The sequence below is a fragment of the Clostridium sp. KNHs214 genome (assembly GCF_000744935.1).
Classification (GTDB): Bacteria; Bacillota; Clostridia; order Clostridiales; family Clostridiaceae; genus Haloimpatiens.
Window position 1 is genome coordinate 871,635 of record NZ_JQMW01000011.1, and the last position, 23,550, is coordinate 895,184.

Below are 23,550 nucleotides of genomic sequence, written 5' to 3' on the forward strand. Positions count from 1 at the left end.
TTAGTAAACATATGACATATCCCCATGATTAAACCCTATTTACCGGATAATTATTATCCGGTTATTTTTTTATTTTAAATAATTAAATTAAAAGCCTGTGTCTAAAAATTTACAAACACAGGCTTTTTTCTTTTATATTAATAAGCTATTTTTTAGTTATTATTTATTTTTATTAAAATTCAAGTTTTTCTTCTATAAACTTATCTAATTCTTCTATACTTAATCTTATTTGTTCCATAGTATCTCTATTTCTTATAGTAACAGTATTATTTTCTAATGTATCATAATCTATAGTTATACAATATGGTGTTCCTATTTCATCTTCTCTTCTATATCTCTTTCCTATACTTCCTGCATCATCATAATCTACATTGAATTTTTTACTTAAGCTTCCATAGACCTCTAATGCTTTATCTGATAATTTCTTAGTTAATGGTAATACCGCAGCCTTAAATGGTGCAAGAGCTGGATGTAAATGTAATACCGTTCTTACATCTCCATTTTCAAGTTCTTCTTCGTCATAAGCCTCTACTAAAAATGCTAGTGCAACCCTATCTGCTCCTAGAGATGGCTCTATACAATATGGAACATATTTCTCGTTGGTTGTTGGATCTAGATAATTCAAATCTTGACTTGAATGCTCCATATGTTTATTTAAATCATAATCTGTTCTATCGGCAATACCCCATAACTCTCCCCATCCAAATGGGAATAAATATTCTACATCTGAAGTAGCATTACTATAAAATGATAATTCTTCCTTAGCATGATCTCTAAATCTTAAATTTTCTTTTTGCATTCCTAGTGCTAATAGGAAATTCCAGCAGTAATCCTTCCAGTATTTAAACCACTCCAAATCAGTTCCTGGTTTACAGAAAAACTCTAACTCCATCTGCTCAAATTCTCTTGTTCTAAATGTGAAGTTTCCCGGAGTTATCTCATTCCTAAAAGACTTTCCTATTTGTGCTATACCAAAAGGCACTTTCTTCCTTGAAGATCTCTGTACATTTTTAAAATTTACAAATATCCCTTGTGCTGTTTCTGGTCTTAAATATAATTCTGACTTGGAATCCTCTGTTACCCCTTGGAAGGTCTTAAACATTAAGTTGAATTTTCTTATATCGGTAAATTCTTTTTTACCACATTTAGGACAAACTATTTCATTCTTTTCTATATATTCCTTTAACTCTTCACTTGTCCATCCATCTGCACTTACATCATCTTTTCCATTGGCACTTAAATGATCTTCAACTAACTTATCAGCTCTATATCTAGCTTTACAAGCTTTACAATCCATTAATGGATCTGAAAATCCACCTACGTGTCCTGAAGCCACCCAAACTTCACTATTCATCAATATAGCTGAATCAATTCCTACGTTATATGGGCTTTCTTGAACAAACTTCCTCCACCACGCTTTTTTTACATTATTTTTAAATTCCACGCCTAAAGGACCATAATCCCATGCATTAGCCAATCCACCATATATCTCTGATCCCTGAAATACGAATCCTCTTCCCTTACACAAAGCAACTATTTTATCCATAGTCTTTTTACATGCCATAATTTCCCCTGCCATCAAAAATTTCATCAGTTAAATTTTTGCACCTTATGAACTAAGGTGGTAGTATGACCTCATTATTGAGACTACAAAGCAGGTTTTCACCTACCTTTCTTTATTATAATTTTAAAGAATTTCTTAAAACACTATTAAATTATTTAAATGATTTAATATAACCTAGGAATTTTTATATAAAAAAAAAGCCCAATACCACAAGGGACGAAATTCTATTCCGCGGTTCCACCCTCTTTGGCATAAGCCCATCTTACTTTATCATGTACTCCAAAGTGCCCTTCGCCATAAATTTTAGTCATTTTCACCTACCATGACCTCTCTAAAAAAATAATTATGGCTACTCCTCTTTTTCATAGTACATAAACATATGATTTTGTATATTATTTTACCAAATATAAAATATATGTCAATAGATATTCAAAAAATAAAAATGGCTCCGCAGAGAGGACTCGAACCTCCAACCTATCGGTTAACAGCCGAGTGCTCCACCGTTGAGCTACTGCGGAACATTTATTATATTCATTATTATATCAAAAAAAACTAATATTGCAATACTTTTTTATTATTTTGTATCCTAACTTTTTTATTATTTTGTGTCCTAAGATATAAGGTATTTATAAGCTCACAAAATTCTTGTGATTCAACTTTCTTACATACTCTCCAATACTATTTACAGAAAAAACTGTAGCTATTATCATAATTCCTGGAAATAAACTTGTCCACCATTTATTAGATAAAATATCCTTCTGAGCATCTATAAGCATACTTCCCCAAGAAGGTATTTCTACCGGCAACCCTAGACCCAAAAAACTCAAAGTAGATTCCATTACAATTGCACTAGCCACATTTAAAGTACATATAAAAATTATAGTGGGCATAAAATTAGGCAATAAATGCTTTCTTAATATATGAAAAAAGCCCCCTCCCAATGTTTTCGATGCCACTACAAATTCTGATGATTTTAATTTTATTACTTCGCCTCTTACAATCCTAGCAACTCGCATCCAACCCGTAAGTGAAATAACTAATATTATCTCTATTAAACCCTTTTCTTCAAAAAAAGCTTGAATAAAAGCTACTATAACTATAGCTGGCAGTATCAGAAAAAAGTCTAATATTCTCATCATTATTTTATCTAAAACCTTGCCATAGTATCCGCTTACACATCCATATATAATTCCTATAGCACTAGATACTATCATACAAACTAAACCCACCAATATGGAAACTCGTCCTCCGTATATACATCTTATGAGTATATTCCTTCCCATACCATCAGTACCAAAAATATACTTAGAATTTGGCGGTATATATGTTCTCGATAAATTCATATAATTTTGAGGTTCCTTTATAAATAGAGGAGCTATGAAAGCTACTAATGTTAGAAAAATCAAAAAAACTACAGATACATATGGAAATTTATTTTTGCTTATATGCTTATTATTTGGACATTTAAATCCAAAGGAATTTATGTTCCTCATATTAAACCTCCACCTCTCTAATTCTAGGGTCAATAAATTTACAGAACATATCTGATACTACATTACATAAAATTATTATAATTCCTATAATGATTATACCACCCATTAAAAGAGTATAATCATGATATTTAGCTGCCTCAAATATGTATTTACCTATGCCTGGATAGCTGAATATAGATTCTATAACTAAGGACCCAGACAATAAGTGGTTTACAGATATAGCAATCAAAGTAATATAGGAAGCCATAACATTTCTTAGAAGATGATTAAACAATATCCTATGTTTGGGCATGCCCTTTGCCTTAGCAGTAACTAAATAATCTTCTTTTAACTCTTCGATAATCTTATCTCTGACAAAATTAGAATAATAGCCTAAGTGACCTACAAAAACTACTAGCCAAGGTAAAATGGTATGTATTAGTCTATCTACCAAGTCACCTTCATTGCCCATTCGATATACACCTGATGAGGGCAATAAACCTGCTTTAACTGAAAAAATCAATACAAATATCAAAGCTAACCAGAAACCAGGTACACAGTAAAAGAAAGTGCCTAATTTTACTAATGCCTTATCTATAAAACTTCCTTCATTAAGAGCACATAAAAATCCCAGCAACAATGAAAATATCATTATAGTTACTATAGTTATTATTCCCAAAAACAAAGTGTTTCCTAAAGCTTTTAGTAAAATATCTTTTACTGGAAGATTGTATTTAAAAGAAATTCCTAAATTTCCATGAAAAAAATTAGTTAGCCAATCCTTGTATTGATAAAGCAGGGGCTTGTTAAGCCCCATATTTTCTATTATCTTCATTCTCTGTACACTTGAAATCTTTTCAGCGGATTCGCCAAACATAGCATACAGCGGATCACCCGGCATAATGTGAGCCATCATAAAGGTTAAAAAACTTAGAGAAAAAAAACTCACAACTATATTAATTAAGGTTTTCACGATACTTTTCGGTTTACAAGTTATCATTCTATATCCCACTCTTCTATATTCCATAAGAAACCAACACCATGATGTCCTAATACTGTATCTTTTATTCCTTTAATTTTGTTGTCTGCACCATAAACTGCATCTATATATGCAATCATTGCATATGGAGGGTCATTGGCAAATTCCTTTTGGAATTCCTTATAGTATTCTTTTCTTTTATTATCGTCTAGTGTAGTTCTTGCATTTAGTAACAATTCATCAACTTTCTTATTTGAATAAGCGTTTAAGTTCACACCATTTTCAGCTTGACTTGAATGGAATACTTTATAAGTATGATCATCTGGGTCAAATGGACTTCCCCATCCTATTAAAGATCCTTCTAATTTATCCCATTGGATTGAACCTGCTGGTTGAACATCTACTTTAGCTTCTACATTTATATCTTTGTAGTATTGACATGCAGCATTAGCTATATTTGTTCTCACTGGGTCACCTTCGAAACCAGTTATTTTAAAGGATAATTTTTTACCATCTTTTTCTCTTACCCCATCTTTTCCTACTTTCCATCCTGCTTCATCTAATAATTTTTTTGCCTTTTCCTTATCATATTCATATTTTTCTACATCTTCATTCTTATAATTTCCCATCTGCAATGGACTATAGGCAACTTGCGCCATTCCTTTTAACACTTCATCTACTATTTTTTGTTTGTCTATAGCATAGCTAAGAGCTTGTCTTACTTTTAAATCTTTAAACATAGGGTTTCTGAAATTAAACATAACCCCTCTATAATCTGCAGTTTTTTCTCTATACAATTTTATATTTTTCTGTTCTTTAAAAGTATCCATATCATGGGGCTCTAATTGAGCTAAATTTATTTCCCCTGATTTTAATTGTAATGCCCTTGCTCTTTCATCTTCCACTATCTTAAATATAACATTTTTAATTTTAGGTTGTCCATTATAATAATTTTCATTTGCTTTTAAACTTATATATTGACCAGTTTCCCATTTATCGAATTTATATGGACCAGTTCCCACAGGTTTTTGGTTAAAGGCATCTTTATTTATATCCTTTCCTTCTAGCAGATGTTTTGGAATCATTCCTACAGATAAATAATCTAATACAGCAACGCAAGGTTTGCTCATATATATTTTTACTGTATGGAGATCTACTACTTCAACTTTCTTTATCTCTTCGTAGTTTGCAGAAATTTCTGAGTTACTCTTTGGATTTTTTATAGTTTCAATAGTAAACTTCACATCATCAGCTGTAAAATCTTTGCCATCATGCCATTTTGCATCTTTCTTTAGATTAAAAGTATAAACCATATTTTTCTCATCATAAGTCCATTTTTCTGCTAAGTCAGGAGTTACCTTACTATTTTCATCATGTTTAGTTAATCCTGAAAATATTATTTTGTGAATCTCTGCATGCTCATCTAAAGCTGGATTAATTCTAGCATAATCCGCAGCACTACCATAAATTAATGTCTTCTCTTTAGATGAACTAGCAGCTATCTTGCTATCATTTTTTGCAGTTGTAGATGTTTTTCCTCCACATCCTACAGCCATGGCTCCTATTAGTACCGCACTTAAAATGCCAAGCACTCTTTTTTTAACCATACTCTACTCCCCCTTAATTATTTTATACATAATATTTAAATCTTAATAATTATTAACTACGCTAATTGTAAAAAGTATTATATGTACAAAAAAGGTAGAGAACAATTTTCTCTACCTTCGTGGTATAATCAATTCGTATTTTATTCAACTTAAGAAGACCTTAATTAAAAAATCAAAGTTATGTATAAACTTATTTATTTCCCAAATATTAATTCTAAATTATCTCCATTAACATTCGCATTAATGAATTTTTTTCACAAAATAATTATAACATATGAATAAAAAAAGTCAAACTCTTTTGAAAATACTATTTTATTATTAATATCTTAATTAAAAAGAGACAAAGCCTAAACTTTATCTCTTTTTTGTATATTTTAATAATCTATTTATTATTTTGAGCTGGTTTCATAGTTGGGAATAATATAACGTCTCTTATAGAATAAGAATCTGTTAAGAACATAACAAGTCTGTCTATACCTATTCCTAGTCCACCTGTTGGAGGCATACCAATTTCTAATGCATGCATGAAATCTTCATCTATTACATATGCTTCATCATCCCCAAGTTCTCTTTCTTTAGCTTGTTGAACAAATCTGTCCCTTTGAACTACAGGATCATTTAATTCTGAATATGCATTGCAAATTTCTCTTCCAAAAATAAATCCTTCAAACCTTTCAGTAAATTCTTCATTACCTCTTTTCTTCTTAGTAAGAGGTGATATTTCTACTGGATAATCATATATAAATGTTGGTTGTATCATATGCTCTTCTGCAAACTCTTCAAATAGTGCATTTAAAACGTCACCCTTAGTTACAAATTTTAAATCCTTTTTAAATTCCAAATTCTTTTCTTTAGCTATTTTCTGAGCTTCTTCATCATTACTTATTTCATTGAAGTTAACTCCAGCAAATTCATTAACTGCATCCACCATAGTTATTCTTCTCCAAGGTGGTGTGAAATCTATTTCTGTACCTTGGTATGTTACCTTTGTAGTACCTAGAACCTTTTCACATACATATGCCACTAAATTTTCTGTTATTTCCATCATATCATTATAATCAGCATATGCCTGATATAATTCTATCATTGTAAACTCTGGGTTATGTCTTATGTCTATTCCTTCATTTCTAAAATTCTTGCCCATGTCATATACTTTTTCAAATCCAGCCACTATTAATCTCTTTAAATATAATTCTGTAGCAATTCTCAAATACATATCTATATCTAAAGCATTGTGATGAGTTATGAACGGTCTAGCTGCAGCTCCTCCAGCTATAGGTGAAAGAATAGGAGTTTCGCATTCCATAAATCCTTTATTATCTAAAAACTCTCTTATATATCTTATAATAGCTGTTCTTTTTATAAAAGTATCCTTTACTTCTGGATTCATTATTATGTCCACTTCTCTATGTCTGTATCTAAGATCTGGATCTTTTAATCCATGAAACTTTTCTGGAAGTGGTCGTAGTGATTTACATATAAGCTCAAAAGAGAATACCTTTACTGATATTTCTCCGGTTTTAGTCTTAAATACTGTTCCTGTAGCAGCCACTAAGTCGCCTATATTAAGACTTTTGTATTCTGCTAGCTTTTCTTCTCCTACATTATCTATCTTTATAAATAGTTGTATTTTCCCAGTCTTGTCATGAACATCAGAAAATACTACTTTTCCTTGACCTCTTTTAGATAATATCCTACCTGCAACTGTAACTTCTTTTTCTTCTAATGCTTCAAAATTTTCCTTAACTTCTTCAGCATGATGAGTTACATTAACTTTATAAACATCAAAAGGATCCTTGCCTTCTTGTTGAAGACCCTGTAATTTCTCCAATCTCTGCTTCATAACTTCATTTAAATCTAACTCATTCCCTTGTGCATTTAAATTTTTTTCTTCCGCCATCAAAATCCCTCCACTTTATGCTCTATTAATCTCTAAAATTTCATATTTACTTATTCCATCTGGAATAGGTATTTCCACTACATCTCCAACTCTCTTACCTATAAGTCCAATTCCAACTGGTGATTCATTAGATATTTTATTCTCCATTGGATCAGCTTCTGCGGAACCTACTATTATAAAATCAACGATTTCATCAAATTCATAATCTTTAACCTTTACTACTGTACCAACACCAACAATCTCTTTATCTATTTCACTTTCATCTACTACAGATGCATTTTTAAGCATATTCTCTAATTGAGCTATTCTTCCTTCTACAAAAGCCTGCTCATTTTTAGCTTCATCATATTCTGAGTTTTCACTTAAATCTCCAAAGGAAAGTGCCACTTTTATCTTTTCAGTTATCTCTTTTCTTTTCACTGTTTTTAAATATTCTAATTCATCTTCTAGCTTTTTAACCCCTTCATAAGTCATTACATATTTCTTCTCGCTCATTTCTTGTCTCCCCTTTTAAATATTCTAATACTTTATCCTTAATATCATAATTTAATTCCAACATAACAAACTATTTTATTATAACATAAATTATAAGTTATAATCATTTAAGTTATTATAAATCAGCAAATTTATAATGTCAACATTTATACTCACTGCAACAATACCCTTAAATTAAAGGTTAAATCCAAACTTATTAATGTGAATGTCATTACTTTTTAAATCTTCTTCTATTTCCTTTCCTCCAATATGGTCCAGAATAGCTCCAACCAATTGGGGTGTGTATTTTAAGGATTTTTCTTCCCAAGGCACTGTAAAAGTAACATTGTTTACATGCAAATTATGACTATTATCTGGCATATATCTATCATCAAGGTACCATATATTTAGTTTTTCATTCTTTGGATCTATATTCCTAGAAGTTATAATGAAATCTACATTATTTAATAGGTATTCGTATTCTCTAGTTATAACTGGAGTAACACCATATTGTGCTATTAAATATTCTCTTACCTTGCCTAAGTATTCTATATTTTTTGATACAAGTACTACATTATTACTGAATTTACACAGTTCTTCTATTATATATTTATTAATATAATCGCCTGCATCTATAACTCCTATACAGCTGTTTCGTATATTTTTAAGGTTTAACCTCAAAAATAGCTTTATGCTTTTAACTACACTAAATGCAAATAGTCTTTTTTGATAATCATTGAACCACTTATAATCTAAAATTCTCCACACCTCAGGTGCTCGTGATTTATATTTTAAGCCTCTAATATTCTCTGCTCTCCTTATGTTATTATCATAAGACTCTGGATGTACATTGGAAGGCATATCTATATTTATAATAGAAACATCCAACTCCTTTATAAATCTTTGATACTTGTATGTCATTTTAAATCTGTCTTTAACTTTTCCTATAAAACTACTATCTCTATAAAGCTCCTGGTAGGATTTTAAACTTAAAATATTATTCACATAAACATCCTTATAATTGCTATATATAATTCTATTCCACTACATTAGTTTAGATTACTATAACTTACTGTTTTTATTCTCTAAATAGTCTCTGTAATCTTTAAGTATCTTAAATACATCTTCACCATTTTCTTGTCTATTTATAATATCTTTAATTGCAGTGCAATTACTCAATCCTTTTATATACCAAGCTAAATGCTTTCTCATTTCTCTAACCGCTTTTTTTTCTCCATGATAATATACCGCCCTCTTAAGATGTTCTATACACATATCTACTTTTTCCAAACTGGTAGGCGGATTAGCATCTTTTCCTTGAAATCTAGCTATAATATCTCTAAATATCCATGGATTGCCCATTACTCCTCTAGCTATCATTATACCGTCACAATTAGTTATCTTCTGAATGTTTATAGCATTTTCTGAAGAAAAAACATCTCCGTTTCCTATTACAGGTATACTTACACTTTCCTTAACTTTTCCTATAATACTCCAATCAGCTTCCCCAGTGTACATTTGCTGTCTAGTTCTTCCATGAACTGTAACTCCATCTGCTCCTGCTTCTTCCATATACTTAGCAAATTCTACTGCATTTATACTACTAGAATCAAAACCTTTTCTAAACTTTACAGTTACAGGTTTAGATGATGCTTTTCTTACTTCCTTAACTATTTCTGCAGCTAATTTAGGATTTTTCATAAGCGCAGAACCTTCTCCATTTTTAACTATTTTAGGCACAGGGCATCCCATATTTATGTCAACTAAACATATATCTTCATTATCATTAAAAACTTCTGCAGCTTTAGCCATTATGTAAGGTTCACTTCCAAATATCTGCACTGCCACAGGACTCTCTTTTTTTGAGATTTTTAAAAGCTCTACTGTATTTTCACTACCATAGTACATCCCTTTAGCACTTATCATTTCAGTATATACCAATTCGCAACCCATTTCCTTACAAATTTCTCTAAAAGCAACATCTGTTACTCCTGCCATAGGGGCTAAAAAAACGCCCTTAGGAAAATTCAGGTTACCTATTTTCATCTTAACACCTACTTCATATTCTTTTCGTATATTATCTTCAGACCTTGTAATGTTAAAATTGGATTTATTACCTCTATTGTTGTTGATTCTTCATATATAAGTTTAGAAAGTCCTCCCGTAGCAACTACTAAAGGTTCATCTTCTCCCAAAGCTTTCATTTCCGATTTTATCTTATTGACTATATAATCTACCTGACCTATATATCCATATATAATCCCTGCTTGCATACTAGCAACAGTATTTTTACATATTATAGTTTCAGGTTTTACAAGCTCTACTCTAGGAAGTTTAGCTGCTCTCTCAAAAAGTGCATCAGACGCAATTCTCATACCTGGACAAATAACTCCTCCTAAATAATCACCTTTTTCTGAAATAATACAAAAGGTTGTAGCAGTTCCAAAATCGATTATTATTAAAGGTCTTTTATATATTTCATGTGCTGCTACAGCATTAACTATTCTATCAGCACCCACTTCCTTGGGGTTATCATATTTTATATTTATTCCAGTTTTTACTCCTGGTCCAACCACTATTGGCTGAGTATGAAAATATTTTTTTATCATATGTTCCAAAGAATACATTATATTAGGCACTACAGAGGATATTATTACTCCTTTTATATCTTCTATACTTAACTTATGTAAATCAAATAACTCTTTTACTTGTATTCCATATTCATCTGCTGTTCTTCTTGAATCAGTTGACAATCTACATTCAACTATAAGCTCATCATGTTTATATATTCCTAATACAATATTAGTGTTCCCAACATCTAAAACTAAAACCATTTTAAACACCCCTTATATAAATCATAAGAGCAGCTTTTCAAGCTGCTCTTAGTAAAACTCAAGTAATATAGAAATTAACAATTTAATTTTAACAATTACATTTATTTTGTCAAGTGTTTTATACTTTTATACACCAAATAATGAAAGCAATACTCCTGCTGCCACTGCAGTACCTATAACTCCAGCCACATTAGGTCCCATAGCATTCATAAGTAAAAAATTACCCGGATCTTCTTCTTGTCCTACTACTTGTGCAACTCTCGCTGCCATTGGAACTGCTGAAACTCCTGCAGCACCTATTAAAGGATTTACTTTTCCTTTAGTTACTTTATACATTATTTTTCCTATAATCACTCCTGCCGTTGTACTTATAGCAAAAGCTACCATTCCCAAAATTACTATCATTATGGTTTGAGGTTTTAAAAATATTTCCGCATTAGCCGTTGCTCCAACAGTAACTCCTAAAAATATAGTTACCACATTTATCAATCCATTTTGTGCCGTTTCTGAAAGTCTTTCAACTACACCACATTCTTTAAATAAGTTTCCTAGCATTAACATACCAATTAGGGAAGCCACTGAAGGAAGCAATAATACCACCACTACCGTTACAACTATAGGGAATATTATCTTTTCAACTTTTTTAACCTGCCTAAGCTGGCCCATCCTAACCGTTCTCTCTTGTTTTGTAGTAAGTGCCTTCATTATTGGCGGTTGAATCAGTGGAACTAGCGCCATATAAGAATATGCTGCCACTGCTATTGGTCCTAAAAGCTCTGGTGCTAATTTACTTGAAAGATATATAGCTGTCGGTCCATCTGCTCCTCCTATTATCCCAATAGAAGATGCCTGTTGTGGAGTAAATCCCATCAATATTGCACATATAAACGTAAAGAACACTCCAAACTGTGCCCCTGCCCCCATTATAACACTAGATGGATTAGCAAGTAGTGGGCCGAAATCCGTCATAGCCCCAACACCTAAAAATATAAGAGGTGGATATATATCTGCTTCAACTCCCTGATACAGATACCATAAAAGACCTCCCACGTGTTCCTTTGTTGGTGGAGCCATTATTCCTGCAAGAGGCAAATTGGCCAAAAGCATTCCAAAGGCTATTGGTAAAAGAAGTAGTGGTTCAAATTCTTTTTTAATAGCCAAATATATAAGAATAAAAGATATAATAATCATTACTAACTGTTGCCATGTCATCCCTACAAACCCAGAAGAAAGCCATAGGTTCTTTAATGAATTTAAAATCATAGCTCTTTCCCCTCTTCCTATTATTGAATTACTGCTAATACATCTCCTGTATTAACCATAGCTCCTTCTGCTATATTAACATCTATAACATTTCCATCATGAGGTGCCATAATTTCATTTTCCATTTTCATTGCTTCTAACACAAATAGTACATCCCCCTTTTTGAAACTATCTCCTGCAGCTTTATTTACCTTTAGTATTTTCCCCGGCATTGGACATTCTACCTTTTCTCCATCAGCATTAGATTTTTTAACTTCTACTGCCTTTTTTTCCGCTGGCTTAACTTCTTTTTTATCTTCTTTAACCATAGAAGTTGTTGAAACCTCTGAAAAATCTCCCTTTACTTCTTCTACTTCAACTTCATATCTATTGTCATTAACAGTAATCACATACTTTTTCATATCATAAACCCTCCCAATTATCTTAAACTACTCTTTATGGCGGAATCTTTCCACCCATTTCCATTTACTCGTTTTATATTTTTAATTACTAAATTCTCAGCTGGCACATCCATATAAGAAGATAAAGCTGCCATTATAGCTGCAACTACTTCTAAATCTCCATCCTCAGAGCTTACACTAATTTCTTCCTGATGTTTTTCAATAGTTTTTTCCTTTTTATCTGTTTCTAAATCTTTTTTATCGCTTTTACCTCTTAATATATTTTGTGTATTGTTTACTAAAAAACTCTCTACTTTTACTATCAAAGCTATAAAAATCAATACAGAAAATACCACGAGCATAGCAAATAATGTAACTTCCAATGACCCTACAAAAGATAATGTTTTCATTTAATACGCCCCCTAAATCAATATACTTCCATGTTTCTTAGGGTACCTTAATTCTCTTTTACTTCCTAACATGTCTATAACTGCAAATAATCTTTGCTTTGTTTCCGACGGCATTATTATGTCATCCACATACCCCTTTTCTGCCGCCACATATGGATTTGTTATTTCGTCCATATGTTCAAAAATTATTTTTTTCTCCTCTTCCTTAGGATTTTCGCTATCAACTATTTCATCTCTAAATAGTATCTTTATCATATCCTCAGGTGTTGTTAACGATATTTTAGCACTTGGCCATGCATAGCATATATCAAAACTAACCTCTTTACTTCCTAAAAGTGCATATGCTGGTCCATATATTTCACCTATCACTAGAGAAATCTTAGGTACTGTTGCATCACTTAAAGCATAAATCAATTTAGAAGCATATAATGCCATACCTTCTTTCTCCTGTTTCAAATCAATTTGAAATCCCTTAGTATCAACTAAAGATATTATAGGTATATTAAAACTATCACAAATCTTTACAAATCCCGTTAGTTTCTCTATACATTGAATATTTAAAGTACCTTCTTTTATATTTTTATTAGTACCCAGTATTCCTACTGTTGTTCCATTTATTTTGGCTAAACCAGTAAATACAGCTTCCGCCCATTTTTTATTAAGCTCTATAAAGCTTTCCTTATCACTAATTCCATCTACTATTTCGTATATATCATAATTCCCACCATCAGCAATGCTATTTAATTTTTCTTTAGGGATATTTAATTCTACATCTCCTACACTTAAAGGACTATTATCCATATTATTTGAAGGTATATAAGATAAAATTCTTCTAGCAACACCAATAGCTTCTTCTTCATTTTCTGTTATTACATGAGCACTTCCATTTTTATTAGCATTTTCACCATCTGCATAAACTTTTGAGTCTAGAAATATCTTTTCTTTCTCTATAAGTTTGCTAGAAGGAGTTACACATAAACTGCTGTTGTTTTTTGTCATTATAACAAAGTCACCCATAGTTGCACTTAAAGCTGCGAGTCCTTCACATGGCCCAAGTACTAACGTTATTTGTGGAATAACACCAGAGTTTTGTGCATTTCTCTTTAACATTTTTCCATAAGCATTTAAAATATCTAAACCTTCTGTAATTTTAGCTCCTGAGGAATCTAAAATCTGCACTAATGGTGCTCCCATCTTAACCGCCATATCCATTAATAAAGCTATCTTTTCAGCATTTACACTGCCAATAGCTCCTCCATCCACAGTATAGTCTTGACTATAAGCATAAGCCAATCTACCATTTACTGTGCCATATCCAGTTACTACTCCAGCTCCATCCTTAGAAATTAACCCTCCTAATTCTATAAAGGTGCCTGAGTCAAATAATTTAATCATTCTTTCCTTGCAAGTATTTTTACCCAAATTATGTTGAGCTTGTATTTTTTCTCTACTTGCATTTTCATTTTGAATTTTTACATTCATAAATTTTTCCACATAACTCATTGACGTTCCTCCTAACTAAAATAAACAACTAACTCCTACATTAAGAATAGCATATAAATCCTTTTTTGTATATAATTTTTTGCAAGTTTTATTTCATTTGTCTGTGTATTTAAAAAATAAAAAGACTATCTTTTTTTATCAAAAGATAGTCTTTTTAAATAATTTTATCTATAAACTTTTTTCATCTTCTTTAACGTCTTCACTTTTTTGCTCTTCCGAAGAAATTTCTACCTTTGAAACACTTTCTTGCACTAATTCTTCATTACTTTTTACAGAATCCACAGCCTCTTCAGTATTATCCATTTCGGCTATAATCTCTTCTAAAGTTATTTTTCCATCTATTAAAGCATTAAATTCGTCTGCATTTAATTTTTCCTTTGCTAGTAATGCCTTTGCTACATCATGAAGTTTATTTACATGTTCAGTAAGTAATCTTTCTGCTTTCATATAAGCTTCGTCTATTAATCTTTTTATTTCACTATCGATCTTAGAAGCTATTTCTTCACTGAAATCTCTATTCCTTCCAATATCTCTACCAAGGAAAACTTCCTCATGTCCTGTTCCAAAAGCTATAGGTCCAAGTTCTTCACTCATACCAAATTCCATTACCATTTTTCTAGCTATACTAGTTGCTCTGTCTATATCGTTTTTAGCACCAGTACTTATGTCTCCTATTATAAGCCTTTCTGCAACTCTTCCACCTAACAATCCAACCATTTCATCTTCCAATCTTGATTTAGAGGTATATGCTCTATCCTCATCCGGAAGATGCATTGTATATCCACCAGCCATTCCTCTTGGAATTATGCTAATTTCATGAACTGGATCAGAATTAGGTAAAAATTTCATTACAACTGCATGACCTGCTTCATGATATGCAGTGAGGTTCTTATCTTTATCACTTATAACCCTGCTCTTCTTTTCTGGCCCCGCTATTACCCTAGTAATAGCTTCTTCTAGCTCATCCATGCCTATAACATTTTTCTTGTTTCTTACAGTTAAAAGAGCTGCCTCATTCATTAAGTTCTCTAAATCAGCTCCTGTAAATCCTGGAGTTCTTTTTGCTAAAACATTAAGCCTAACTTTAGGAGCTAAAGGCTTACCTTTAGCGTGAACCTTCAAAATTTCTTCTCTTCCCTTTACATCTGGCTGTCCTACAAGTATTTGTCTATCAAATCTTCCTGGTCTTAGTAATGCTGGATCTAGTATGTCAGGTCTATTAGTTGCTGACATAATTATAATTCCCTCATTTACTCCAAATCCATCCATTTCAACTAAAAGTTGATTTAGAGTTTGCTCTCTTTCATCATGTCCTCCACCTAATCCTGCACCTCTTTGCCTTCCAACTGCATCAATTTCATCTATAAAAATTATACAAGGAGCATTTTTCTTTGCTTGCTCAAATAAATCTCTAACCCTTGAGGCACCAACACCTACAAACATTTCAACAAAATCAGAACCCGATATGCTAAAAAACGGAACTCCAGCTTCTCCTGCTACAGCCTTTGCAAGTAGAGTTTTTCCTGTACCCGGAGGTCCTACAAGTAAAACACCTTTAGGTATTCTAGCACCAACTTCTAAGTACTTCCTAGGGGCTTTTAAAAATTCTACTATTTCCTCTAGTTCCTCCTTTTCCTCATCTGCTCCCGCCACATCCTCGAATGTGACCTTCTTTTTATCATTGGTAGCTAACTTAGCTCTGCTCTTTCCAAAATTCATAACACCCCTATTGCCGCCACCTTGAGATTGCTGCATAAATATAAATAAAAATCCCACTAATACAACAGTAATTATTATGCTTGGCAGCCAGCTAATCCACATAGGTGTTTTAGATGGTTGATCATATTTTTCATCTATATAATATGATTTTGGATTTTGACTTATAAAATCATACAATCTTGCTTTATCTACATTAGCTTGTATTTGCTTATTATCTTTTAGTTTAGCTAAGACAGTACCATCTTGCTTAACTTGAATTTCTTTTACATTATCCTTTTTCCACTCCTGAGTAAATGTTCCGAAGGATACCCTTCCCGCACTGGTCCCTGATTCTACATAAGCCAAAGCTGCAAACATAACCAATACAAGTACTATTATCCAAACTACTGCACCGGACATTTTCTTCATTTAAGGCCCTCCCCTCTATTTATAACTACTATAAGATTTTATCATATAGTAAATTCATTGACAATAAATCCAAAACTAATACCAATCATTTTTAAACTTTTATAAATTATAATTATAGTTTTTCACTAATGCACCTAAGTTATTCTTAGCTTCAGTAGGAATTTACTAGGAGTATCTCATACGACTGAAACTTACAAAAAACTTACCCAGAATCCCATCAGTTTTAGTCTCCATCTTATAGAAAGTGGAGTATTGCATCCGCTAGACATGTGGTAGATTTATTATTTCATGTAAACTTCCTCTTTTAATATACCTACATAAGGAAACTGTCTATAATTTTCAGCGTAATCCATACCATATCCAACTAAAAAGTAATCAGGAACTTCATAACCTATGTATTTTACCTTTATGTCTACTTTTCTCCTTTCAGCTTTATTAAGCATACATGCTATTTCTAAACTATTAGGATTTCTTGAACTTAAATATTTCATAAGATATTTAAGGGTAATTCCTGTATCTATTATATCTTCTATTATAAGCACATCTTTACCCTTTATTTCAAAATCTAAATCCTTTAATATTCTTACAACCCCTGAGGTCTGAGAAGAGTTACCATAACTTGACACATCCATAAAATCAATATGACAAGGTATGGATATTTCTCTTATAAGATCTGTCATAAACATAACAGAGCCTTTTAATATACCAATCAAAATCAAATCTTTTCCTTTGTATTCCTCACTTATTTTTTCTGCTAATTCCTTTGTTTTCTCTTTTAATTGTTCAGCAGTATATAGAACTTCTTTTACATCATCACATACATATGCGGCCATCTTTATTCCCCTCTCCTAAACTGGATTTTTAATATTTTATTTGTATCTTTATCAATTTTAAATTTTTCACTTATTCTGTATCCCCACACCCACGCTATTTCATCCCCAAAGCATATCAGTGGTATTTCATCTCTTTCTTCCTTGGGAATTTTCAAATCCATGAATATGTCCTTTAGCTTTTTTGTACCCAACATCCCAATAGGTTGAAATTTATCGCCTTGTCTTCTATATCTAAAAGTTATTTGTCCTTTTATCTTTTCGTAATCAAAATACTTGGTAAAATTATTTCCTTTTAAATTATATTCTTCTCCTTTTGTTTGTATTTCAATCTTTAAAAAAAGATTCTTTTCTTTTATGAAATACTTTTCACCTATTTCTAATACAAATTCTTTCTTTTCTTTGTTCACTGGTGGCACATACATATACATATTAATGTTCCCATAATTATTTATGGCAACTAAGTTTTCAGGTAAAGTAATTCTTTTTCCTGTATCGCCCCTTTGAATATGTATTATATCATATATGTGTTTTGTCTCTAAATTATACAAATTACCTTTTAATTCCTTTAAAGCTATTCTTATAACTCTAGACACTATAGCCTCATGTTCTTTAAATAATTCTTTTCTCATTATAATTTTACCACACTCTAAAGCACAATACTCCCTATATTTATCACTTGCTACCAAATCTATGTATTCATTATCCTTAAAAAGTATATTTGCAAATCTATTTATAGTATTAACTATATCACTGTTAAAGTTCTTTTCCATATATGGTATTAGCTCTAACCTAATTTTATTTCGTGAATATATACTTTCTAAATTTGTTTTATCTATTCTAGTACTAATCCTATTATCCTTGCAATAACTTTCTATTTCCCTTCTAGTCAACCTTATTATAGGTCTTACCACTAAGTTATCCCTTATGGGCTTTATTCCAACTACTCCAGCTAAACCAGTTCCTCTCATTATTCGCATGAGCACGGTTTCTGCTTGATCATTAGCATTGTGAGCCACTGCAATCTTTTGAGCTGACAGTTTCTTTTTAAGTTCATAAAAAAAATCATATCTAGCTTCTCTTCCTGCAGTTTCACAAGATATATTTTTCTCTAAAGCTATAGAATTTATATCTATTCTTTTGCTGTAATACTCTATATTCATTTTTTTACAATATTCTTCAACATATATCTCATCTTCATCTGCCTCATTTCCACGCAAACAATGATTTACATGAGCCACTACTATTTCTATATGCATCTTTTCCTTAAGTAAATAAAGTATGTGAAGCAAGCACATAGAATCTGGGCCTCCAGATACTCCAACTATTACCTTATCGCCCTTTTGGAGCATTTGGTATTCATCAATCGTACTTAACACCTTTTGTAACATTTAAACACTTCCTACAAAATTATATTTTCATAATAAACAATTATAACATAAATAAAGAACGAGAATAAGTTTTTTTAGAACTTATTCCCATTCTATTAAAAAACATATATAAAAACAACCCCATATCTGTGTTTTAGTATAAATTATGTGCATTTTCATGTAAATCTATCTAAAGCTCAGTTTCCAACACATTATATTTTTAATATAAATCGTATACCTTTGACACCATTATAGTCATATCATCCCTAACTTTACCCTTGCTTAATTTCATGGATTGCTCCATAAGTCCTTCAGCAACTTCTCTAGGATTATTGCTATTAGTTTTTTCCAAATACCTAACCACCCAGTCATTTCTACCCACATTTTCGCTATTATAATCTACCACACCATCCGTAACCATTACAATAATATCCCCATTACTAAGATTGCATTTTTTTAAATCTGCATCCACCTTATCTAATATTCCTATAGGAAGACTCTTAGACTCTATGGTTTTCACCACATTGGATTTTTTTATAAAGGTTGAGGCCGCCCCCACTTTTATAAATTCTACTTCACCAGTATATAAATTTACGTTTCCCAAGTCTACAGTAGAAAATTTTTCTTCCTCATAAAACTTTAATGACATAATGGAATTAACTGCATTAATAGAAGTATTCTCACTAAACCCTGAATTCATAAAATTTTCAATCATTTCTACTACTGCTGCACTTTCCTCGCTAGCCTCAGGTCCTGAGCCCATTCCATCGCTTAATAACATTAAATAATTTCCGTCATTACCTTTCCCAAAGCTATAACTATCTCCGTTGTATTCTTCTCCATCCTTACACTTTCTTTTTACATAAGAAGATATATGATATTTAGGCATTTCCTTAAAATTCACAGTGCACTGTCCCGTACTATTATCTATAAAACACCCTTCCTCTTCTATACACATACTTCTCCCAGTAACCTCATCTATCAAAGGTAATATATACTTAACACATTTTTGTTTACTTGTACAACTATCCATAGTTAGTTTTACAATACTGCGCCCATTTTTGTCTAGAAAACATGTAACGTCACTATATTTTATATTTCCTTTATTTAATATTCTTATAACTTGACGTTCTAAATTCACATTAAAATGAACACCATATGCAAAATCGTTGGTAGCTTCTTTTATGGACTTTGCCATATTGCTTATCTGATCTGATAATATTTTTCTTCCTTCCTGTAATCTTATATTTAAAAGCTCGCTTATTATATAATTATTTCCTATTTCCTCTGTATTCTTTAATAAGTTTTCCTTATTTATGCACTTTCTGTCTATTTCTTTTGGAATTATTCTTCTACCTTGTTGATAGTTCTGTATTAGTTCTCCAAAGGCAGAATAAGTATAATGCATTTCCCTCTTCCAGCACATGCTTTTCATACTACAATTACTGCAAACTCTATCAGCTAAATTTTCTATCAAAGAAGTGCTTTTGTTTTTCATGCTCAAATTCTCATTTTTAGATAAATGCACTAAAGTTTCAGACATATTGTTAAGTACTGTTGAAAAACTATTTAATCTTTTTTCAAAAATCTTTTTAACTTTTTCAATATATTCTTCACTAATATATTTTTCCTTTTCTTCCCTATTAACTTCTAAACTCAATTTCTCATAAAAACTCTTTGGTATTAATAAAAAAATTCCAGCAGCTAGCATAGGTTCTATAAGTTTAAATTGTTGGCTACTTTTAGAATAGACCGTTACTATAAAAAATGTTATTATAAATGCCAAAGAAGTAGCCCATCTGCCCATTTCTCTAAATGCTCCCCCTATTAAGGCACACAAGCCGTAAATACTAGTATATATGCTTATGTCTTTTGCTCCTAACCCTATAACGGCGCCAAGAGCTACTCCTGTAGCCGCTCCAACACCACTTCCACTTACATAAGTTAAAATTGCAATAAACGTTAGAGACAATACATTCCATAGAGATATGTTCCGTATTCTTATTCCATAGGTACCTGCTAATACTAGAGATATAAATATAGCCATAGTTATTAATTCTTCACTGCTATATAAATGTTTTGTATTTAATTCTTTAAAACATAAAATAGAATGATCAATAATAAAATATAATGGAATGATACATGCCATTTCCAAAAAACAAAACAAAAAGGTTGTCCCCATAGGTTTTTTTAATATAAATAGTTGATATATAATAAATTCTAAAAGTATTATGCTACATGTAAATATAACTCTTTTACTCCTACCAATACTTTTTAAGCAATAAAAGATTATTGCTACCAAGGATATAGCTATTAGATATTTTCCTATTCCTTCAACTGAATTATGTATCCAAACATAACCTAAAACACTTCCAGCACAAGGAAATAAGAATGTATAATCCTCAAAATAGCATACCATAGCTATAAGCAATGCAATACCAAAAGGAGCTATACAATTCATTATAGTAACTCTGCTTATAAATAGGGCTATAAAGAAACTAGTTATTCCTTTAAGCATTACATTTAAATTTAAGTTTTTTTTACTTTCTTCCTCTTTTTGTACTCTAGATACTCTTTGGTATGGAAAAACATTAACACCGTATTGCATATTCACCCTCCCCAACCTTAATTAATAAATCAATTATAGCAAAGTTGGATGGTAATAATTGTCAATATATCTGTCTCAAGCAAATTTATTTAGGACAATATAAAACATAAAGTGGTAATTTTCTTCCATAATTTGTAATATATTACTGTTATATTATTATTCCGTCTATATTACTTTTCAATATAACTTATTAGGATATTTGGCATTTTACCTTTATTTTTTTTACGTAAATAAGCTAAATAAAAAAAGTCGTTATATATACTCTTTTGATATGATTTAGGGAAATTTTCTTATTGTGGGAATAAACAAATGTGAAGTTTTCACAAAATAAAAAACCTCACATTTTTGTGAGGTTTTTTATGGTAGCGGAAATAGGACTTGAACCTACGACACTTCGGGTATGAACCGAATGCTCTAGCCAGCTGAGCTATTCCGCCATGTGGTTGCGGGGACAGGACTTGAACCTGTGACCTTCGGGTTATGAGCCCGACGAGCTACCAGCTGCTCCACCCCGCGATATTTGGTGCTGAAGACCGGAATCGAACCGGTACGGTGTTTTAGCACCGCAGGATTTTAAGTCCTGTGCGTCTGCCAGTTCCGCCACTCCAGCATATTATTTATTTTTTGTAAATTATGGTTGCGGGGACAGGACTTGAACCTGTGACCTTCGGGTTATGAGCCCGACGAGCTACCAGCTGCTCCACCCCGCGACATTTTGGTGCTGAAGACCGGAATCGAACCGGTACGGTGTTTTAGCACCGCAGGATTTTAAGTCCTGTGCGTCTGCCAGTTCCGCCACTCCAGCATATTAACATGCCCGCAACAAATATTAATTTAATGCTAACCAAAAATTTATTAACCTGTTTGCCCTACAATAATTAAGCAAATGGTAGCGGAAATAGGACTTGAACCTACGACACTTCGGGTATGAACCGAATGCTCTAGCCAGCTGAGCTATTCCGCCATGTGGTTGCGGGGACAGGACTTGAACCTGTGACCTTCGGGTTATGAGCCCGACGAGCTACCAGCTGCTCCACCCCGCGATATTTGGTGCTGAAGACCGGAATCGAACCGGTACGGTGTTTTAGCACCGCAGGATTTTAAGTCCTGTGCGTCTGCCAGTTCCGCCACTCCAGCGAGTTTTTGCCTAATCTCAAGGACAGATTTTATTATATAGTATATATCAAGTCATGTCAACAACTTTTTAAAATATTTTTAATTTCTACTTCAATAACTTAATTGTAAAACTAAATTCTACTCCTATATACTAATGTTAAATCTATCTAACTATCCACTATCACTCAGCACCTACTTAATAGAACTATTCCTATTATCCATTACTTATGCCATAAATAAAGGGCTATTAAAGTCTTTATTCATACTTTAATAAGCCCCTTGATATTCTTTTAAATACTACATGCCAGAACCTCTTTTATTGCGGCCACCATTTTTCATATTTTGGTGTTTCTTTATGTCTTGGAACTTTTCCTCACTTTCCTTTAAAAACTTTGAAATTCTATCTTCAAAGTTTACAACTTCATTCTTAGCTTTTTCCTTTTGCCAATCAATTTCTGCTGGTCTAACAGTTTTCTTAACTGGATTAGCTTGCTTTATTGATAGGCTCATTCTTCCATTGTCATCTATGGAAAGAACTTTAACTTTAACTTTATCTTTTTCTTTTAGATGTTTACTTACATCTTTTACATATGATTCTGAAACCTCAGAAATATGTACTAGTCCTGTTTTGCCCTCCACTTCTACAAATGCACCAAAATTAGTTATATTTACCACTATACCTTCTGTAATACTTCCTACTTTTAAGGTCATGTTAAAAAGACTCCTCCTTAATAAAATAATGTTCTATAGAAAATAATTTTGAAAACTAATTTAAACTACTTTGAACTTTCCTTAGATGAATTGTTGATTACAGGAGTCTCTCCTTTTTTAATAAAGTTTAATTTTTCACGTGCTATCTTTTCTATATAGCTGTCACTTTTAGACATCTGAACTTGATCCTGTAATTCATTATTTTTTTCCTTAACTGTACTTAATTCTTGTTTCTTTTGATTTTTTTCCTCTTTAACCTTGCCTATTGTCACTTGTTGGTTTACAAAAATACCTATGATGTAAACCACTAATATAGCCATTATTATTTTTTTAAAATTAATCTTTTTTTTCATAACACATATCCTCTTCTTTTTAATAATATAGACTATATATATATTTTAA

At 31.8% G+C, this 23,550-nt stretch carries 19 protein-coding genes, 9 tRNA genes and 1 other annotated feature; all 28 genes read right to left on the bottom strand.

Features of this window, described 5'->3' with window-relative positions; all coding sequences use genetic code 11:
• Window positions 1-172: 172 nt before the first annotated feature.
• Window positions 173-1,564: a glycine--tRNA ligase gene (locus CC89_RS12670; protein WP_035292658.1), complete on the bottom strand. Its 1,392-nt coding sequence runs from the start codon at window positions 1,562-1,564 to the stop codon at window positions 173-175.
• A 209-nt stretch (window positions 1,565-1,773) separates the two neighbouring features.
• Window positions 1,774-1,939: a binding site (T-box leader), on the bottom strand.
• Between the two features lie 68 nt (window positions 1,940-2,007).
• Window positions 2,008-2,082, bottom strand: a tRNA-Asn gene (locus CC89_RS12675).
• A gap of 108 nt (window positions 2,083-2,190) precedes the next feature.
• Window positions 2,191-3,057, bottom strand: coding sequence for an ABC transporter permease (locus CC89_RS12680; RefSeq protein WP_051931757.1), 867 nt, complete (start codon window positions 3,055-3,057; stop codon window positions 2,191-2,193).
• Between the two features lies 1 nt (window position 3,058).
• Window positions 3,059-4,063, bottom strand: coding sequence for an ABC transporter permease (locus CC89_RS12685; protein ID WP_081897051.1), 1,005 nt, complete (start codon window positions 4,061-4,063; stop codon window positions 3,059-3,061).
• Entirely contained in the window at window positions 4,033-5,622 is a 1,590-nt protein-coding gene (locus tag CC89_RS12690) for an ABC transporter substrate-binding protein (protein WP_035292660.1), read from the bottom strand. Before CC89_RS12690 ends, CC89_RS12685 begins: the two co-directional genes overlap by 31 nt.
• Before the next feature lie 382 nt (window positions 5,623-6,004).
• Window positions 6,005-7,465: a lysine--tRNA ligase gene (gene lysS, locus CC89_RS12695; RefSeq protein ID WP_051931856.1), complete on the bottom strand. Its 1,461-nt coding sequence runs from the start codon at window positions 7,463-7,465 to the stop codon at window positions 6,005-6,007.
• Window positions 7,466-7,537: 72 nt separating this feature from the next.
• The gene (gene greA, locus CC89_RS12700) at window positions 7,538-8,017 is read right to left on the bottom strand and encodes a transcription elongation factor GreA (RefSeq protein ID WP_035292664.1); all 480 of its coding nucleotides are present in this window, start codon (window positions 8,015-8,017) and stop codon (window positions 7,538-7,540) included.
• A gap of 174 nt (window positions 8,018-8,191) precedes the next feature.
• Entirely contained in the window at window positions 8,192-9,001 is an 810-nt protein-coding gene (locus CC89_RS12705) for a hypothetical protein (protein WP_051931759.1), read from the bottom strand.
• A gap of 57 nt (window positions 9,002-9,058) precedes the next feature.
• A complete protein-coding gene (dusB, locus tag CC89_RS12710) occupies window positions 9,059-10,042 on the bottom strand; it encodes a tRNA dihydrouridine synthase DusB (protein WP_035292666.1) in 984 nt (327 codons plus the stop codon).
• A gap of 8 nt (window positions 10,043-10,050) precedes the next feature.
• Complete coding sequence (locus tag CC89_RS12715; RefSeq protein ID WP_035292668.1) at window positions 10,051-10,830, bottom strand: type III pantothenate kinase; 780 nt, start codon at window positions 10,828-10,830, stop codon at window positions 10,051-10,053.
• A 126-nt stretch (window positions 10,831-10,956) separates the two neighbouring features.
• Window positions 10,957-12,093 (bottom strand): sodium ion-translocating decarboxylase subunit beta, encoded by a 1,137-nt coding sequence (locus CC89_RS12720; protein WP_035292670.1) that lies wholly within the window; start codon window positions 12,091-12,093, stop codon window positions 10,957-10,959.
• Between the two features lie 20 nt (window positions 12,094-12,113).
• Window positions 12,114-12,494, bottom strand: coding sequence for a biotin/lipoyl-containing protein (locus CC89_RS12725; RefSeq protein ID WP_035292672.1), 381 nt, complete (start codon window positions 12,492-12,494; stop codon window positions 12,114-12,116).
• Window positions 12,495-12,511: 17 nt separating this feature from the next.
• Complete coding sequence (locus tag CC89_RS12730) at window positions 12,512-12,883, bottom strand: OadG family protein (RefSeq protein ID WP_035292674.1); 372 nt, start codon at window positions 12,881-12,883, stop codon at window positions 12,512-12,514.
• 12 nt (window positions 12,884-12,895) lie between these two features.
• Complete coding sequence (locus tag CC89_RS12735; RefSeq protein ID WP_051931760.1) at window positions 12,896-14,386, bottom strand: acyl-CoA carboxylase subunit beta; 1,491 nt, start codon at window positions 14,384-14,386, stop codon at window positions 12,896-12,898.
• Window positions 14,387-14,554: 168 nt separating this feature from the next.
• Window positions 14,555-16,513: an ATP-dependent zinc metalloprotease FtsH gene (gene ftsH, locus CC89_RS12740; protein ID WP_035292676.1), complete on the bottom strand. Its 1,959-nt coding sequence runs from the start codon at window positions 16,511-16,513 to the stop codon at window positions 14,555-14,557.
• A gap of 281 nt (window positions 16,514-16,794) precedes the next feature.
• Entirely contained in the window at window positions 16,795-17,346 is a 552-nt protein-coding gene (gene hpt, locus CC89_RS12745) for a hypoxanthine phosphoribosyltransferase (RefSeq protein ID WP_035292678.1), read from the bottom strand.
• Between the two features lie 2 nt (window positions 17,347-17,348).
• Entirely contained in the window at window positions 17,349-18,734 is a 1,386-nt protein-coding gene (gene tilS, locus CC89_RS12750) for a tRNA lysidine(34) synthetase TilS (RefSeq protein ID WP_035292680.1), read from the bottom strand.
• Window positions 18,735-18,933: 199 nt separating this feature from the next.
• A complete protein-coding gene (gene spoIIE / locus CC89_RS12755; RefSeq protein ID WP_035292682.1) occupies window positions 18,934-21,321 on the bottom strand; it encodes a stage II sporulation protein E in 2,388 nt (795 codons plus the stop codon).
• Between the two features lie 360 nt (window positions 21,322-21,681).
• Window positions 21,682-21,758: transfer RNA gene (locus CC89_RS12760), tRNA-Met, on the bottom strand.
• A 3-nt stretch (window positions 21,759-21,761) separates the two neighbouring features.
• A tRNA-Met gene (locus tag CC89_RS12765) sits at window positions 21,762-21,837 on the bottom strand.
• A 5-nt stretch (window positions 21,838-21,842) separates the two neighbouring features.
• Window positions 21,843-21,931, bottom strand: a tRNA-Leu gene (locus CC89_RS12770).
• A 24-nt stretch (window positions 21,932-21,955) separates the two neighbouring features.
• Window positions 21,956-22,031: transfer RNA gene (locus CC89_RS12775), tRNA-Met, on the bottom strand.
• Window positions 22,032-22,037: 6 nt separating this feature from the next.
• A tRNA-Leu gene (locus tag CC89_RS12780) sits at window positions 22,038-22,126 on the bottom strand.
• Between the two features lie 82 nt (window positions 22,127-22,208).
• Window positions 22,209-22,285: transfer RNA gene (locus CC89_RS12785), tRNA-Met, on the bottom strand.
• 3 nt (window positions 22,286-22,288) lie between these two features.
• A tRNA-Met gene (locus tag CC89_RS12790) sits at window positions 22,289-22,364 on the bottom strand.
• A gap of 5 nt (window positions 22,365-22,369) precedes the next feature.
• A tRNA-Leu gene (locus tag CC89_RS12795) sits at window positions 22,370-22,458 on the bottom strand.
• Between the two features lie 276 nt (window positions 22,459-22,734).
• Window positions 22,735-23,148: a S1 domain-containing RNA-binding protein gene (locus CC89_RS12800; protein WP_035292684.1), complete on the bottom strand. Its 414-nt coding sequence runs from the start codon at window positions 23,146-23,148 to the stop codon at window positions 22,735-22,737.
• Between the two features lie 65 nt (window positions 23,149-23,213).
• Window positions 23,214-23,501: an FtsB family cell division protein gene (locus CC89_RS12805; RefSeq protein WP_035292686.1), complete on the bottom strand. Its 288-nt coding sequence runs from the start codon at window positions 23,499-23,501 to the stop codon at window positions 23,214-23,216.
• Window positions 23,502-23,550: the final 49 nt, after the last annotated feature.